This window comes from Hymenobacter ruricola (assembly GCF_015694525.1).
In the GTDB taxonomy this organism is placed as follows: domain Bacteria; phylum Bacteroidota; class Bacteroidia; order Cytophagales; family Hymenobacteraceae; genus Hymenobacter; species Hymenobacter ruricola.
The window spans coordinates 345707-360272 of sequence record NZ_JADQDM010000004.1 but is presented as its reverse complement, the minus strand read 5'-3'; the positions used below and the strand labels follow the sequence as shown (position 1 = coordinate 360272).

Annotated in this window: 5 protein-coding genes; 3 read left to right on the top strand and 2 right to left on the bottom strand. The window is 66.5% G+C overall.

Features of this window, described 5'->3' with window-relative positions:
* Window positions 1-51: 51 nt before the first annotated feature.
* A complete protein-coding gene (locus I2H31_RS11455) occupies window positions 52-2709 on the bottom strand; it encodes a M1 family aminopeptidase (RefSeq protein ID WP_196293165.1) in 2658 nt (885 codons plus the stop codon).
* Window positions 2710-2805: 96 nt separating this feature from the next.
* On the opposite strand from I2H31_RS11455, the gene I2H31_RS11450 reads away from it, so the two are divergent.
* Genes I2H31_RS11450 through msrB form a run of 3 tightly spaced genes read left to right on the top strand, consistent with a single transcriptional unit; the run spans window position 2806 to window position 5301 of the window.
* Window positions 2806-3273: a hypothetical protein gene (locus I2H31_RS11450; protein WP_196293164.1), complete on the top strand. Its 468-nt coding sequence runs from the start codon at window positions 2806-2808 to the stop codon at window positions 3271-3273.
* A gap of 41 nt (window positions 3274-3314) precedes the next feature.
* Window positions 3315-4823 (top strand): NCS1 family nucleobase:cation symporter-1, encoded by a 1509-nt coding sequence (locus I2H31_RS11445; RefSeq protein WP_196293163.1) that lies wholly within the window; start codon window positions 3315-3317, stop codon window positions 4821-4823.
* Between the two features lie 16 nt (window positions 4824-4839).
* Window positions 4840-5301 carry a peptide-methionine (R)-S-oxide reductase MsrB gene (gene msrB, locus I2H31_RS11440; protein WP_196293162.1) on the top strand — a complete coding sequence of 154 codons (462 nt, stop codon included), beginning with the start codon at window positions 4840-4842 and terminating at the stop codon, window positions 5299-5301.
* A 145-nt stretch (window positions 5302-5446) separates the two neighbouring features.
* Here the strand turns inward: msrB and I2H31_RS11435 are convergent, their stop codons facing one another.
* Window positions 5447-14299 carry a T9SS type A sorting domain-containing protein gene (locus I2H31_RS11435; protein WP_196293161.1) on the bottom strand — a complete coding sequence of 2951 codons (8853 nt, stop codon included), beginning with the start codon at window positions 14297-14299 and terminating at the stop codon, window positions 5447-5449.
* Between the last annotated feature and the right edge of the window lie 267 nt (window positions 14300-14566).

Genomic DNA, 14566 nt, shown 5'->3' with positions numbered 1-14566 from the left:
TTACTTTCCCGGCGCCGAAAGGTTATGCGGCGGGGCCCTCCTTCCCGGCCCTCAAGACTTGGGCCCGGCCACCAGTTTCTCGGCCCGAAACAGGTCGTCGGCGGCTTGCAGCAGCTTGGCACGCAACTGGGGGTTGTAGCCGTGGTGGGCCCGCAAAAAGGCCCGCACCGTGGCCGCCGCGCTGGCCGACTGGTAGCTGCCCAGCGTGGCCTGCAGCCAGGAGTACGGAAAGAAAATATCGCCCGTGAGTTGAATTTCTTCCAGCAAATCGAGGCTGGCCGGCAGGTATTTCTCCGACGTGGCCTGGCGCAGCGGGTGGTGCAGGTAGCCCAGCGCCGCCGTCACCCAGGCTTCTTTTTCGCGGCCTTTCTCGTCTTTCAGGCTCGCAAAAAAGGCGTCGCGCGTGGCCACGTTGGGCGAGAGGGCCGGCATCAGGAATTCCAGCCGCTGGCGGCGGTCCACGTTCTTGATGCGAGCCAGCTGCTGCGGCAGGATGGGCTGCGGCGCGGGATAGTCGCGCACGGCCAGTGCCAGGGCCAGGGCGGTGTAGTCGTCTTCGGTCAGCTTCACGCCGACGGGCGCTTTTTCAGTTTGCCAAATGCGATAGAGGCGGGCCTGCGCCGCCTTGGTCAGCGTCACCGATTGGTAGACTTTGAACAGCTGCTTTTTGGAATTTGCGGCCGGATTTTTCAGCATAGCAGCCCACACGTCGGCCTCCAAACCGGGCCCCACGGCCTGCCGCTGGGCCGGGCTGAGAAATTGCCAGAATATGGCGCTGGCCTGCCCCGTGAGCAGCTTCAGGTTCAGCTCTTCGGGCTCCAGGGCGAGGGCCTGGCGGTAGGCCGTGAGCAGTTTCAGCGGCGCGATGGCCGCCTCGCCGCGGAGCATGTTTTCGTAGAGGTTGACGTAGGTGGCGGCGCGGGCTACCGGGCTTTTGAGCTGCGTCACGGTGCCCAGCACCTCTGGGGCCACCGGAAACACGCCGTAGCCCAGCCCCGTGACGTTGAACACGACGCGCTTCGGCAGAAAAGGAATCCGGACACCTTTCTCCTGGCCGTCCATTTTCACGGTCAGCTGCTGCTGTTCGCCGCTCGCCGACTCAATCAGAACGTCGAACTCCTGCGGCCAGAGGCGGTCGGAGCCGTCCTCGGCCGTTTGCGTCACATACAGGCCGTAGCGCTGGTCGTGGCCGCCGCTGATGCGGTAGCTGAACACCGGCCGGCCGGGCTGGTTCACCCACACCTGGTTCCAGGCCTGCAGGTCGGCGGGGGTGCGGGCGTCGAGGATGTTGATGAGGTCGGGCCAGGTGGCGTTGCCGCGGGCGTAGGTGCGCAGGTACTCCTGCAAGCCGGCCCGGAAGGCTTCGGGGCCCATCAGGCGCTCCAGCTGGCGCATCATGATGGGCGCTTTGTGGTAGATGATGTTGCCGTAGAGCGAGCCCGCGTCCTGCAGGTTGGCCAGCGGCTGCCGAATGGGGTTGGCGCCGGCCGTGCGGTCGACGCCGTAGGCGGCGGGATAATGGTCGACGACGAACTTGAGGTCATAGCTCGCGTTTTTGACCGCCACCTGGGTGATTTTATCGGCCATAAAATTGGCAAACACCTCCTTCATCCACACGTCGTTGAACCAGCGCATCGTCACGAGGTCGCCAAACCACATGTGGGCCGTTTCGTGCGCCACCAGATTGGCGCGGGCCAGCACCTGGTCCTGGGTAGCGCCCTCGTCCAGAAACAAGGTCGAAGCCTTGTAGTCGATGGCCCCGACGTGCTCCATGCCGCCATACTGGAAGTCGGGAATCGCCACGAAGTCAAACTTCTGAAACGGGTACTTGATGTTCGTGTACTGCTCCATAAAGCTCAGCGCATCGGCGTGCAGCTGGGAAATGGGGCCGAGACTCAGGCGCAGCTTGGCCGGGTCGGTTTCGCGGTGCAACAGGTTCATCGGCCGGCCATTCAACGTGCGGCTTTCCCGCGCAAACTTGCCGGCTGCGAAGGAAAACAGGTAGGTGCTAATGCTGTCGGAGGGCGCGAAGAAATAGGTTTTCCGGCCCGGCAACAAGCCGTCAGCGGTGTGCGCCGTGGAGTCGGCCAGCGGGGCATTGGCCACGGCCTGCCAGGTGCGGGGCAGGGTGAGGGCCAGCGTGAAGACGGCCTTCAGGTCGGGCTGGTCGAACACCGGAAACACGGTGCGGGCACGGTCGGGCACCAGCAGCGTGTAGAGGTAGTCGGCGCTGCGGTTCAGCGACTGCTCGCCGGCCGTGAGGCGGATTTCGGCCACGTTCGCCCCCGCTTTGAGGGCGGCGGCGGGCAGCACGAGGTGCTCGTGGCGGTGGTCGACGGGCACGGGCTGGCCATTTACCTCCACGCTGTGCAGGTTGGCCGTGGGCGCTTTGAAATCAAGCAGCACCGGGGCGCCGGCGTCGCGCAGGGTGAAGGCCACGGTTTCTTCCACGGCAATGGGCGCCGACTGCTGGGCCGGAATGCTGAAACTGAGCTGGTAGGCTACCCGGCTGAGGTTGTGCTTGCGGGCCACGGCCAGGGTTTCGGCCACGCCTTTTTCGACGGGCGGCGTCGGGCGCGCCGGGCCCTGGGACGCAGCGTCAGGCGATGCAATTACGGTTTGGGCAATGGGCTGCCGCTGGCAGGCCGCCGCCAGCAGGGCCAGCAGCACGGCCACGGCCCGGTTATTAATACGCAAGCGGAGCTTCATGCCAGAGAATCAAAACGAAGTGCCCGAAAGTAACCGCTGGCCCGTGTATCTTGGACGCCACTTATTCACTTCCGGCTCCTTCCCAACATTATTACGATGAAACAACTTCTACTACTCTTCGCCCTCTTGGGGCTGGCAGGTTCGGCCGCAGCCCAGGCCAACCTCGTGCACGTGCTTTCGCTAGGCACCCGGCTGGGCGTGAACGCCGCCGTGGCGGGCGGCCGCAAACGCCAAGACGCCAACTCCGGCCGCTACGTGACCACGGCCACCTACCGCGGCGAGTCTTATTACCAAAAACGCACGCCCGCGGGCAAGCTCAAGGGTCCCAGCTACTCCCAGATAGCCTACCAGGAATCGGTGCTGCAGCAGTGCCAGGCGGCCCTGCTGGCCGATTCCACCCGCGCCCTGGGCACCGCCGAAACCTGGGCCATGCTGCAAAGCTCGCTCGACCTCATCGCCCGTGACCGCCCCGACTGGAGCACGGACGCCTACGCCGACGAAGCCGCTTTCTACCGCAGCGAAACCGCCCGGCGGCAGCGCCTCGCGGCCAAACCACGCCCCTAGCCGCCGAAGCCATCCCGCAGGATTTTTGTCCAATCACCGCTATGACCCCCACCGTTACCGAACCCGCCGCCCCCGGCCTCACCAGCCCCGACCTGGCGCCCGTGGCGCCCGCCGAGCGCACCTGGGGCACCGGCAACTACGCCGCGCTCTGGATTAGCATGAGCTTGTGCATCCCCACCTACATGCTGGCCAGCTCGCTCATCGAGGGCGGCATGAACTGGTGGCAGGCGCTGCTCACCATCTTCCTGGGCAACACCATTGTGCTGGTGCCCATGCTGCTCAACGGCCGGGCCGGCACGCAGTACGGCATCCCGTTTCCGGTGTTTGCGCGGGCCAGCTTCGGCGTGCGCGGGGCCAACGTGCCGGCCCTGCTGCGGGCCATCATCGCTTGCGGCTGGTTCGGCATTCAGACGTGGATTGGCGGCTACGCCTTGTACCAGATGGCGGTGCTGTGGATGCCCTCGCTGGCCACGCTGCCGGCCGTGTTTCCGGCCAGTTGGGGGCTGGCCACGGGGCCGGCCATCTTGTTCTTCCTGTTTTGGCTGTTGAACATGTACGTGGTGTACCTCGGCGTCGACAGCATTCGGAAGCTGCTGGTGTTCAAGGCGTTTTTCCTGCCGGTGGCGGCGGCGGCGCTGCTGTGGTGGGCCATTTCGGCCGGCAACGGGCTGGGGCCCATTTTGGCGCAGCCGAGCAAGTTTACGAGCAGCGCGCAGTTCTGGGCCTTCTTTTTCCCCTCGCTCACGGGCATGGTGGGCTTCTGGGCCACGCTCTCGCTCAACATTCCGGACTTCACGCGCTACGCCACCAGCCAGCGCGCCCAGCAGATGGGCCAGGCCATCGGCCTGCCCACGTCCATGACGCTGTTTTCGTTCGTGGGCGTGGTCGTGACCTCGGCCACTTTCGTCATCTACGGCCACACCATCTGGGACCCGGTGGTGCTGGCCGGCAAGTTCGACAGCAAGCTGCTGGTGAGCTTCGCCATGCTGGCCGTGGCCCTGAGCACGCTGGCCACCAACATCGCGGCCAACATCGTGAGCCCGGCCAACGACTTCGCCAACTTTTCGCCCGAGCGCATCAGCTTCAAAACGGGTGGCTACATCACCGGCGTCATCGGCCTGCTCATCTTCCCCTGGAAGCTCATCGCCGACCCTTCGGGCTTCATCTTTACCTGGCTGGTGGGCTACTCGGGGCTGCTGGGCCCCATCGGCGGCATCATGATTGTGGATTACTACCTCGTGCGCCGGCAGCGGCTCGACCTGCCCGACCTGTACCAGTACCACGGCCGCTACGCCTACCGCAACGGCGTGAACCGGGCCGCTATGCTGGCCCTCGTGGTGGGCATTTTGCCCAACATTCCGGGCTTCCTCACCGCCATCGGCGTGCTCGATAAAGGAACGGTGTGGCCCGCGCTGGTGGCGGTGTACAATTACGCCTGGTTCGTGGGCTTCCTGGTATCGGGCGGCGTATACTTGCTGCTGATGCGGACCCAAACGGCTGGCCAGCCGCTGCCGTACGCAGGGGAGCCTTCTGCTGCGCTGGCGCAGTAAAGCGGAAGGCCGGGTCATGTTACGTTGGAAAGACGTTCTCACCTTCGCCAAATACGGCAACCCCGAGCCGCCCCGCCGCGTGGACCATTCCGAAGCCGAATGGGCCGCCCGGCTGCCGCCCGAGCGGTTCCGGGTGCTGCGCGAAGCCGCCACCGAGCCGCCCTACCGCAACGCCTACTGCCGCGCCTACGAGCCCGGCTGCTACGCCTGCGCCGGCTGCGGCAGCCTGTTGTTTGAGGCCCAAGAGAAGTACCATGCCATTTCGGGCTGGCCCAGCTTCCGGCAGCCGGCGGCTCGCAACGCCATTGCGTATTTCTTTGATGAGAGCCACCACATGCAACGCATCGAGGCGCGCTGCAATGTGTGCGGCGGCCACCTGGGCCACGTTTTCCCGGACGGACCCGAGCCCAGCGGCCTGCGCTACTGCATCAACTCGGCTAGCCTGGTGCAGCTGGCGCCGCCTGTCTCCGGCATTTAGGGCGTGTTTTTATAGGTTGGCGTATAGCCAGCACGGCTTGGCGCCATCTTTATAGCACGCTACGCCGTGCTGCTTTTAATAGCAAAAAGGCCCTCCCCAGTAATCTGGAGAGGGCCTTTTGACATTTGCCGAAACCCGGCAGCGCTTACTCCTTGATGAGGCGCTGGGTCAGATTCAAGCCATTGCCGCGCACCTGCACGAGGTACACCCCGGAGGATAGCGCCTGCACGGGCAATTCCTTGTTCACGCCGCCCACCACGGAGTAGGTGGCCACCAGCCGGCCGGTGGCGTCGAGCACCGTGGCCTGGTAGGCGCCCTGGGGCAGGGTGCTCAGGTCGAGGGTCACGGTGCTGGCTTGGGCCGGAGCGGGGTTGGGGTACACACTCAGGGCGATGGCGGGCTCGGCGGGAGCGTTATCGAAGCGCACCGTGCGCACCGGCGAGTAGGTGGCCTTGCCGTCGGCATCTACCTGCTTGAGGCGGTAGTAGAGCATGCTGCCCAGCTTGGCCGCGTTGGCGTCGGTGAAGGCGTAGGCGGTGAGGCTGGTTTTGCTGCCCTGGCCCTTCACCTCCCCAATCTTCACGAAGTCCGTGCCAGTGAGGCTGCGCTCCACGTCGAAATGGTCGTTGTTTTTCTCGCTGGCCGTGGCCCAATCGAGCTGGCTGCTGGTGTTGCGCACGGCCTTGGCCGTGAAGGTCGTCAGCTCCACCGGCAGCGGGAAGGCGCCCAGGGAGAAGGTTTCCACCACCGTGGTCACGCCCCCGTTCAGGTCGGTGGTGATGATGGACACGGTGGTCGTGATGCCTGCTAGGGGCAGCAGGGTGCGGTCGGACACGTAGAGCTGGCCGGTGTTGGGGTTCAGGGCCACGCCGGGCGGCAGCGTGCCGGCGGCCAGCATCGAGCTGCTGCTGCTGGTCGGGTCGAGGCCGTTGGCTGCCCCGCTTTGCAGCACGCCGCTGGTGTTGTACACCAGGCCCGCCGAGTTGTAGCGCGCGCCGTTGGGGTCGATGATGTAGGTGATGACGTCGCCGTTCTGGTACTGGCTGGCGCCGCCGCGCACCGGCGTGGCCATGTAGATGGCGTCGCGGTCGACGCCCACGAGCACCGTGTAGCTGGCCGGGGTCGACTGGTTGCCCGCGTCATCGGTGGCCAGGTAGGAGAACGTGGCATTGCCCACGTAGCCCGCGGCAGGCATGAAGCGCAGCGTGGTGGCCTGTACCGTGGTCAGCGGCTGGCCGGGTGCCACGGCGGCGTAGCCCGAGCCTGTGTTGTAGAAGAGCGTGCCCTGGCTGGTGATGGGCACCGTCAGGACGGTGTAGGGCGCGGTGCTACTGAGGGCACCTTCGGGGTCGGAAGCCGCTAGCGACGAGATGAGCAGGCCGTACACGTTGGTGGGGCTGCTGCCGGCCGTGCTACCCACGGGGGTTTGCAGGGCGTTGATAACCGCGGCGGCCGTGGGCGGCTGGTTGGTGGCCGCAGTGGCGAAGGTCGTGCTGTTGTCGGCCGCATTGGCTTCGCCGGCTACCACCGAAGTGGCGCTCAAGCTGAGGCCGCTCGCCGGCAGCAGCACCGAGAAGCTGTTCGATACCGCGCCCGACTGGCCGGGCACCTGCCCGGCGGGCACCGTCCAGGTGATGGTGTTGGTGCCGGGGTTGTACGAGCCACCGCCCGTGATGCTGCCCGCCACCGGCGCGAGGCCGGCGGGCAAAGTCACCGTCTGGGTAGCGGCCGCGTTCGTAGCCGAGGTACCGTTGTTGAGCGTGCTGATGGTATAAGTCGCAGCGCTGCCCGGCAGCGTCGTGGCCGGGCCGGCCAGGCTCACCATCGTGTCGAATACCGGGTTGATGGTCACGCTGGCGCTGGCCACGTTGTTGAACGAGTTGGCGGGCTCCTTCGTGCTGGACTTAGCCACGGCGACGGCCGTGAGGGGGCCGCTGGCCGGGGCGGCGGGCAGGTCCACGGTGTAGGTCTGCACATTGCCGCTGGGCTGGTTGGGCAGTGTGGGCCAGGTCACCACGCCGGTGGCGGGGTTGTAGCTGCCGCCGTTGCTCACGGTCACGCCGGCCAGGCCGGTGGGCAGGCTCAGGGTGGGCACTACGAAGGTGGCCGCATCCGGGCCGGCGTTGGTGAAGGTAGCCGTGAAGCTCACCGGCGCGCCGGCCGCCACCGCAGCGGCCGAGGGCGTCACAGTCGCCTGCAGGTCGGCGGTGGTGGTCGTGGCGGGCGCGAGGCTGGTGGCCACGCTGCTGCCGTTGTTGCCGGGCGTGTAGTCGGCCACGGCCGAGGTGGCCGAAGCTACGCCCGTCACCTGCCCCGTGTTCGGCATGATGAATGTGGCCTGGTTCAACACGCTGATGCCGTTAGGCAGGCTGGCGGTGGTGCCCAAAATAAGCAGGCCCGAAGTCGGGTTGTAGCTGGAGCCGTCGGTGTAGGTCACATTACCGCCGGTGAGGGTGCCGGTCAGGCCATTCACGCGCAGCGTAGTAGCGGTGAGGCCGATGGGCAGTGCCAGGGTGGGCACCACCGTGGTAGCAGTCGAAGGGCCGTTATTCGTAGTGGCCAGCGAGTACGTTACGGGCGCACCGAGCGGCGCCGTGGCCGGGCCCGATACGGTGGTCACCAAATCGGCGGCTCCCGTGACGGTGGTAGCCGCGCTGGCGCTGTTGTTGGTGGCGGTGCCGTCGGGCGCGGCAGTGGCGGCGTTGGCTGTCACCGCAAAGTTGTGGGCCGGAGCTGGGAAGCTGACGTTGTACACCTGCGTGTTGCCGGCCATGCTGCTGAGCAGGATAGGAAAGCTGACGAGGCCGGTAGCTGCGTTGTAGCTGGCCCCGGATACCACGGCTCCGTTGGCGTCGGTGATGGTGACGCCCGTCAGGCCCACCGGCAGCTGGGCCGTTTCGATGATGCCGCTGCCCAGGGTGCCGCCCGTGTTGGCGCCGGCCGATTCCAGCGGGCCATTGTGCACGAAGGAGGCCGTGTAGGTAACGGGGCTGCCCGCCGGGGCCGAGGTCGGGCCCACCAGCGTGGTTTGAATGTCCGCCGTTTTGATGATGCCCACCGCCGTCGCCGCCAGGTTGTTGGAGGGCACGGGGTCGGCATTGCCTTCGGTCACGGCAGCCGACAGCATCAGGTTGCCGCCGCTGGCCGGAGCCAGGAAGGCAATGCTGTGGCTCACGCTACTGCCGCTGGCCGGCACAATGGCTGGGAACGTCACCATGCCCGTAGTCGAGCTATAGGTAGCGCCGCTGGCAAAGCTCAGCCCACCGGCCACCGCCGTACCGGCCTGGCCGTCAATCTGCATCGCCGTGAGGCCGGGCACTACTTGCACCGTCTGTACCACGCTGGCCGCCGTGAGGGCGGGGCCGTTGTTGCCCGTGGTCACGGTCAGGGTCACGCCGCTGCCGGCCGCTACCGTGGACGCCGAAGCCGTCAGGCGGGTGAACACATCCGAAGGGTTGCCGGTGGCCGGCGTGGGGCTGAGCGTGGCCGCCGGGGCGGCGCTGTTGGCGGCGCCGTTGAGGTAGGCGGTGTTGTTGGCCGGGCTGGTTTCGGTGCCATCGGCGGCGCTGGTGGCCGTGGGCACGAAGCCGGCGGCCGGCATCACAAAGCTCACGGTGTTGGCCAGGGTCTGGCCGGCAGGCAAGGTGCTCACGGGCGGGTAGATGACGCCGCCGGCCGGCACCGTGTAAGTAATACCAGCATAGGTGACGCTGATGGGCGAAGTGCTGCTGTTGTAAGTACCGCCGTTGCTCACGTACACGGCGCTGAGGCCGGTGGGCAGCTGGGCGGTTTGCACCGTGTTGGGCGCGGCGCTGGGGCCAGCGTTGGTGGTGGTAATGCTCAGCGTAATCAGGTTGCCGGGCACCGCATTGAGCGGGCCGCTCAGAGTAGTGCGCAGGTCGAAAGCCGGCGTGAGGGCCTGGCTGGCGCTGGCGCGGTCGTTGGCCATTTGGCCCGCCTGGCTGCTGGTGGTCGTGATGCCGGCCGTGCCCACTACCGGCCCGTTCACGGGCGTGTCGTAGGTGATGGTCGAGGACGAGCTAGCACCGCTGGCCAGCGTCGTCAGGCTGGCATAGCTCACCACGCCGGTGGCTTGGTTGTAGATGCCACCGTTGGAAGCCACCACGTTGGTGAGTCCGGCCGGCAGCTGCACGGTGGCCACCACGCCCTGGGCCGCGGTGGGGCCGCTGTTGCTGAAAGTAGCCACGAAGCTGCCCGCGCCCGGCGTAGCGGCCACCGCCGTGGGGCCCGCCGTGATGGCGGCCGCGACGTTGGCCACCGCCGGCACCGCGGCCGTGATGGTCGAGTTGTCGGGGGCCAGGGCCGGGCCTTGGTTGCTGCTGGTGCCTACCGCGCTGCTGATGTTCAGCGGGCCCGTGGCATTCGCTGCCGGCGTGAAGCTGAACGTGAAGCTGCTCACCTCGCCGCTGGCCAGTGAAGTAGCCGTGCCGAAGTCGATGGTGTTGGCCGTGGTGGGCGTGTAGGGCGCGCCATTCACCAGAATGTTGGTGGCGCCGGCCGGCAGCGTCACCTGGCGGGTCACGCTCAGGGCGGCCTGCGGGCCTTCGTTGAGGAAAGTAGCGGTGTAGGTGCCCGAAGGCTGACCCGGCGTGAGCGTGGACGGGCCCGTCAGGACCGTCGTCACATCAGCTCCCACCAGCAAGCACTCGCTACCCGAGGCGCTGCCCGCGATGCTCGTGCTGATTTGCAGGTTGCTCACCCCGGCCAGGCCGGGCGCCGCGCCGAAAGCCGCCGGCGTGCCCTGCGTGGTGCCGCTGGCGCCGGCCGCGGCCGAGGCGCTGGCTACTGCCGCATTGGCCAGCACTACGCCGCCGCCGCCGCCGCCGCCCGGGCCGTGGGGGCCGCTGCTGCCGCCGGTGTTGGTGCCGCCCGTGCCGCCGTTGGCCGAGAGGGTGATGCTGCTCAGGCCGGCCGGGTTGGTGGCCGTGACCAGGATGCTGCCGCCGGCCCCGCCCCCGCCGCTGCCGTCGTCGGCCACCGTCGAGTTGGCGTTGCCGCCGTTGGCGTTGATGGCGCCCGTGCCGCTGATGCTGCCGGTGCGCAGCATCACGATGCCGCCGCCGGGAGCCCCGCTGCTGGCCTGGCCGTTGGTGGGCGTGCCGGTGTTGTTGTTGGTGGTGCCGGCGCCGCCGCCGCCGCCGAGCAATAAGCGCCGGCTGCTGGCCTGGGCCACGTAAGCGCCGGGCTCGCCACCAATGGGCTGGTTCGAAGCGAAGTTGTTGCCGCCCCGGCCGCCGTTGCCGCCGTTGGCGCCGCCGCCGCCGCCGGCGTTGTCAATGTTGTTGTTACCGCCGCCGCCAGCGTTGCCGGGGGCACCGCGGCCGCTGCTGCCGCCGGGGTAGTTGTCCGCGCCGGTGTCCACGGTGGTATTGGTGGCGGAGTTGGTGGGCGTGGTGGGCTGGTTCACGAAGCGCGGCGTGCCGGCCAGGCCTTCGCCCTTCTGGGCGTTCACGTCGGTAGCCGCCGAAATGAAGGCGTTCACGTAGTCCGTCGAGTTGCCGTTGGCCACGGTCTGCGTGCGGCCGCCGCCGCCCCGGAAGCCCCGGGCCGAAGCCGTCATATTAAAGCCCGCAAAATTGGTTTGCGTCGATACGTCAACGGCCAGCACGCCGCCTACGCTGCCATTCCACGGCAGGGCCGTAATGGTGGCGCCCAGCGTGAGGTTGGTGAACTGCGGAATGCGAATAACCTGAAAGCGGCGCGGGCCAGCCGAGCTTGTAGCGGCGGCACTGGCGTAGCTATTCAGCAGCGGCGCGCTCAGCGTGATGGTGCCCCCGCCGGTGGCCACGATGGCCGTGGGAGCGGCCACCTTCACATACTCATAAGTACCCGCTGCGAAGTTGGTGCTCTGGATGCCGCTGGCCCCGCCGCCGGCCACGCCGTTGCCGTAGCTGTCGGAATTGCTGTAGTCGATGTCCGCGCCCTGCATCTGCATCACCAGCAGCAGGTCGCCGGGCAGAATGCCAGTGGGCACGCCCGCCGCGCCGCCGGCCGTGCCTGCGCCCACCGTGAGGGTGCTGGTGCCGGCCGCGGCCGACAACGTGCCCGGGTAGTAAGTATCGGGGTTGAGGCTGATGGTGAAGGCGCCGTCCTTGCCGGGCGTGGCGCAGGCGGCGGGGATGCCGCTGCCGCCCGTGGCCAGCACCGGAATGGTGTAGGTAGCGGTGTTGCTCACCACGCCCACGTCGTCGGTGGCGGTATAGGAGAAGCCCGCGTTGCCGCTAAAGCCCGCGGCCGGGGCGAAGCTGAGCTGCGCGGCCTGCGTTGGCGTCAGCACCAGGCCGGGGAAGTTGGCGGCTGTCAGCTGCACGCCGTTCACGTAATAAATGCCCTGGCTGGCCGAAGGCAGCGCCGTGATGGTATAGGAAGTAATAGTGCCATCGGCCAGGGCCGACAACGCGGCCGTGCCGGTAGCGCCCTGGCCGCTGGGCTGGGCCGGGCTGGTGATGTTGCTGGCCACGGGCGCCTGGCGGCACCAGGTCATCTGGTCGATGCCGATGAGTTGGTTGCCCGGGTCGGCCGCGCCGGTGTTGTTGCTGTAGGTAATGGTCAGGCTGTTGATGGCGCTCGGGAAGAAGGCCGTCACGGTGCCGTCGGTGGTGTTGTCGGTATTGGCCAGGCCCGTGGCGGTGTTGCCGCTGATGCTCACCACGCCCGCGCCGGGGTTCACGGCCGTGAGCACCGGCGTGACCGGTGTACCGCCGTTGCTGCCCACAAATACCACGTTATCAATAAAATCACCCGCGGCATCAATATCCTGCACCCGCACCGCGAAGTTTGTCACTGCCCGGTTGAAGGTGAAGGTCACCGTGGAGGTGCGGCCCGAACCGGTGTAGTCGTTGTTCCAGTTCAGGCTGTTCACGCCGTTCACCGTCCCAACCTGCAGCACCTGCGGGTTGGCCGCGCTGGCTGAATAGCCGCCTGAGCTGATGGTGGTCAGCGTGCTGGTGGCGGGCACGGCCAGCGCCGCGTGGCTTTTCCAGTCCTCGCCGGCCGGCCGGCCCGAGAAGTTCAGCGTCGTGGTCGTGGCGCAGGGGGTCACTGACACCAGCGGAATGGTGTAGGTGGCCGCGTTGGCCGAGGTCAGGCCCGCATCGTCCGTCACCTTGAAGGTGAAGGTGGCGGTGGCGCCGGCGAAAGCCGGGTTGGCGGTGTAGCGCAGGCTGGCGGCCTGGGCCGCGGTCAGGCTCTGGTTCAGGGCCACGGCGGCGTAGGTGGTGCCCGTGGTGTTGTAGAACAAGGTGCCGTTGGCGGGCAGCGAGGTTACGGTGTACGAGGCCACGGCCCCATCCACGGCGCTGGCCAGGCCGCTGATGCTGGCCTGCACGCTGGTGGTCAGCACCGGCGTCGAGGTCACGTTGGTGGCCAGCGGGGCTTGGCGGCACCACGTCATCTGGTCGATGCCGATGGACTGGAGGGCCGGGTCGGCCGCATTGGTGTTGTTGTTATAAGTCAGCTGCAGGCTGGTGATGGCGCTGGGGAAATAAGCCGTTACGGTGCCGTCCTGGTTGTTGTCGGTGTTGGCCAGGCCGGTGGCCGCGTTGCCGCTGATGCTCACCACGCCCGCGCCGGGGTTCACGGCCGTGAGCACCGGCGTCACCGGGGCACCGGCATTGAAGCCGTTGAAGACCACATTGTCAATGAAATTGCCCGAAGCATCGATGTCCTGCACCCGCACGGTGAAATTCGTCACCGGCCGATTAAACGTGAACGTCACCGTGGAGGTGCGGCCCGTGCTGGAGTAGTCGTTGGTCCAGTTCAGGGTGTTCACCGCGTTCAACTGCCCGATTTGCAGGGTCGACGTCGTGGCCGTGCTCACCGCGTAGGCACTGGAGGTAATGGTGGTCACGTTGCTGGTGGTTGGCACAGCCAATGCGGCGTGCGCCTTCCAGTCCTCGCTAGCGGGCCGCCCCGCAAAGTTGAGTGTGTTAGTGGTGGTGGCGCAGGGCGCGAAGTACTGCAGCGGAATGGTGTACGTGGCCGTGTTCGACACCAGGTTGGCGTCGTCCTTCACTTGGTAAGTAAAAGTGGTGTTGGGGCCGGTATAGGCCGGGTCGGGCGTGTAGCGCAGGCTGGCGGCCTGGGCCGCAGTCAGGGCCTGGTTCAGGGACACGGGCACGTAGGTGGTGCCCGTGGAGTTGTAAGACAGCGTGCCGTTGGCCGGCAGCGAGGTCACGACAAACGACGGCGTGCCGTCGGCGTAGCCGCTCAGGCTGCTGATGCCCGTGGTGCCCCCCGAGCTGGGCACGGTGCTGGTTGTCAAACTATTGGCCACTGGCGCCACGCGGCACCAGCTCAGCTGGTCGATGCCAATCGACTGGTTATTGAGCGTGCCGGCGGAGGTGATGTTGCGGTATTGAATGGTAATGGACGTCACGGCGCTGCCGTAGGTGGCAATCACCGTGGCATTGTTGGCGCTGGTGTTGTCGCCAGCCGCGTCGTTGGCCGTGGCCACGTTGCCGGCAATGGTGAAGAATGCCGAGCTGGCATTCTGCTTCGTCAGGGTCGGCGTCACGCCGGAGCCGCCGTTCGCGCCCGTGAACGTTACCTCGTCCCGGAAGCCATTGGACAGCGCCCCGAGTATTCCGTTGTTAAACACCGCGTCCACGTCCTGCACCCGCACCACCAGGTTCGATACCGCCCGGCTGAAAGTGTAGGTTACCGACGAAGAGTTGGCCGCGCTGGAGGTGTAGTCGGCCGACCAGCTCAGCGTTTGCACCCCGTTTAGGGTAGCCGTTTGCAGGGTCGTGTTGCCCGCGGCCGAAGTCGACGTGTAGGCAGTGCCCACCTGCGTGTAGGAGTTCGGGCCGGGCACCGGGGCCGTGGCCCGGTTTTTCCAGTTCTCACCAGCGGCCCGGGCGTTGTAGCTCAGCGCGACCGTGGCCGTGGCGCAGGTTTGGGCGGCGGCCGGTGCCAGACCGCCCCACAGCCCCGCTCCCAGCAACACCAGCAGCCGGGCAAAAAACGGGGCTTCCATCACCGAGCGCCGCGGCCGTACCAGCCGGGCCGTTGGCAATTTTTTTGCACTCCTCTCATCTTTCCCAAGGAAAAATGGCGCCGAAAAAGATTGTACATTTTCTCTCATAGTAAAAATAAAAAAAGAGGTGCACTCTGCATTAGCAGTATTAATTAGCTGTAAAACCAGCTATAAAATTACTGCCACTCAGTTTTCATAGTACTATTTTTCGTATTTTATCGGATTTTTACTATATTAAGCTACAATTTCATAATTTTTGTTTAAAAT

What these genes read in the sequence shown, in the direction of transcription:
- msrB (WP_196293162.1), top strand. Translation starts at nt 4,840, where the DNA reads ATGTTACGTTGGAAAGACGTTCTCACCTTCGCCAAATACGGCAACCCC.
- I2H31_RS11455 (WP_196293165.1), bottom strand. Translation starts at nt 2,709, where the DNA reads ATGAAGCTCCGCTTGCGTATTAATAACCGGGCCGTGGCCGTGCTGCTG.
- I2H31_RS11445 (WP_196293163.1), top strand. Translation starts at nt 3,315, where the DNA reads ATGACCCCCACCGTTACCGAACCCGCCGCCCCCGGCCTCACCAGCCCC.
- I2H31_RS11450 (WP_196293164.1), top strand. Translation starts at nt 2,806, where the DNA reads ATGAAACAACTTCTACTACTCTTCGCCCTCTTGGGGCTGGCAGGTTCG.
- I2H31_RS11435 (WP_196293161.1), bottom strand. Translation starts at nt 14,299, where the DNA reads ATGGAAGCCCCGTTTTTTGCCCGGCTGCTGGTGTTGCTGGGAGCGGGG.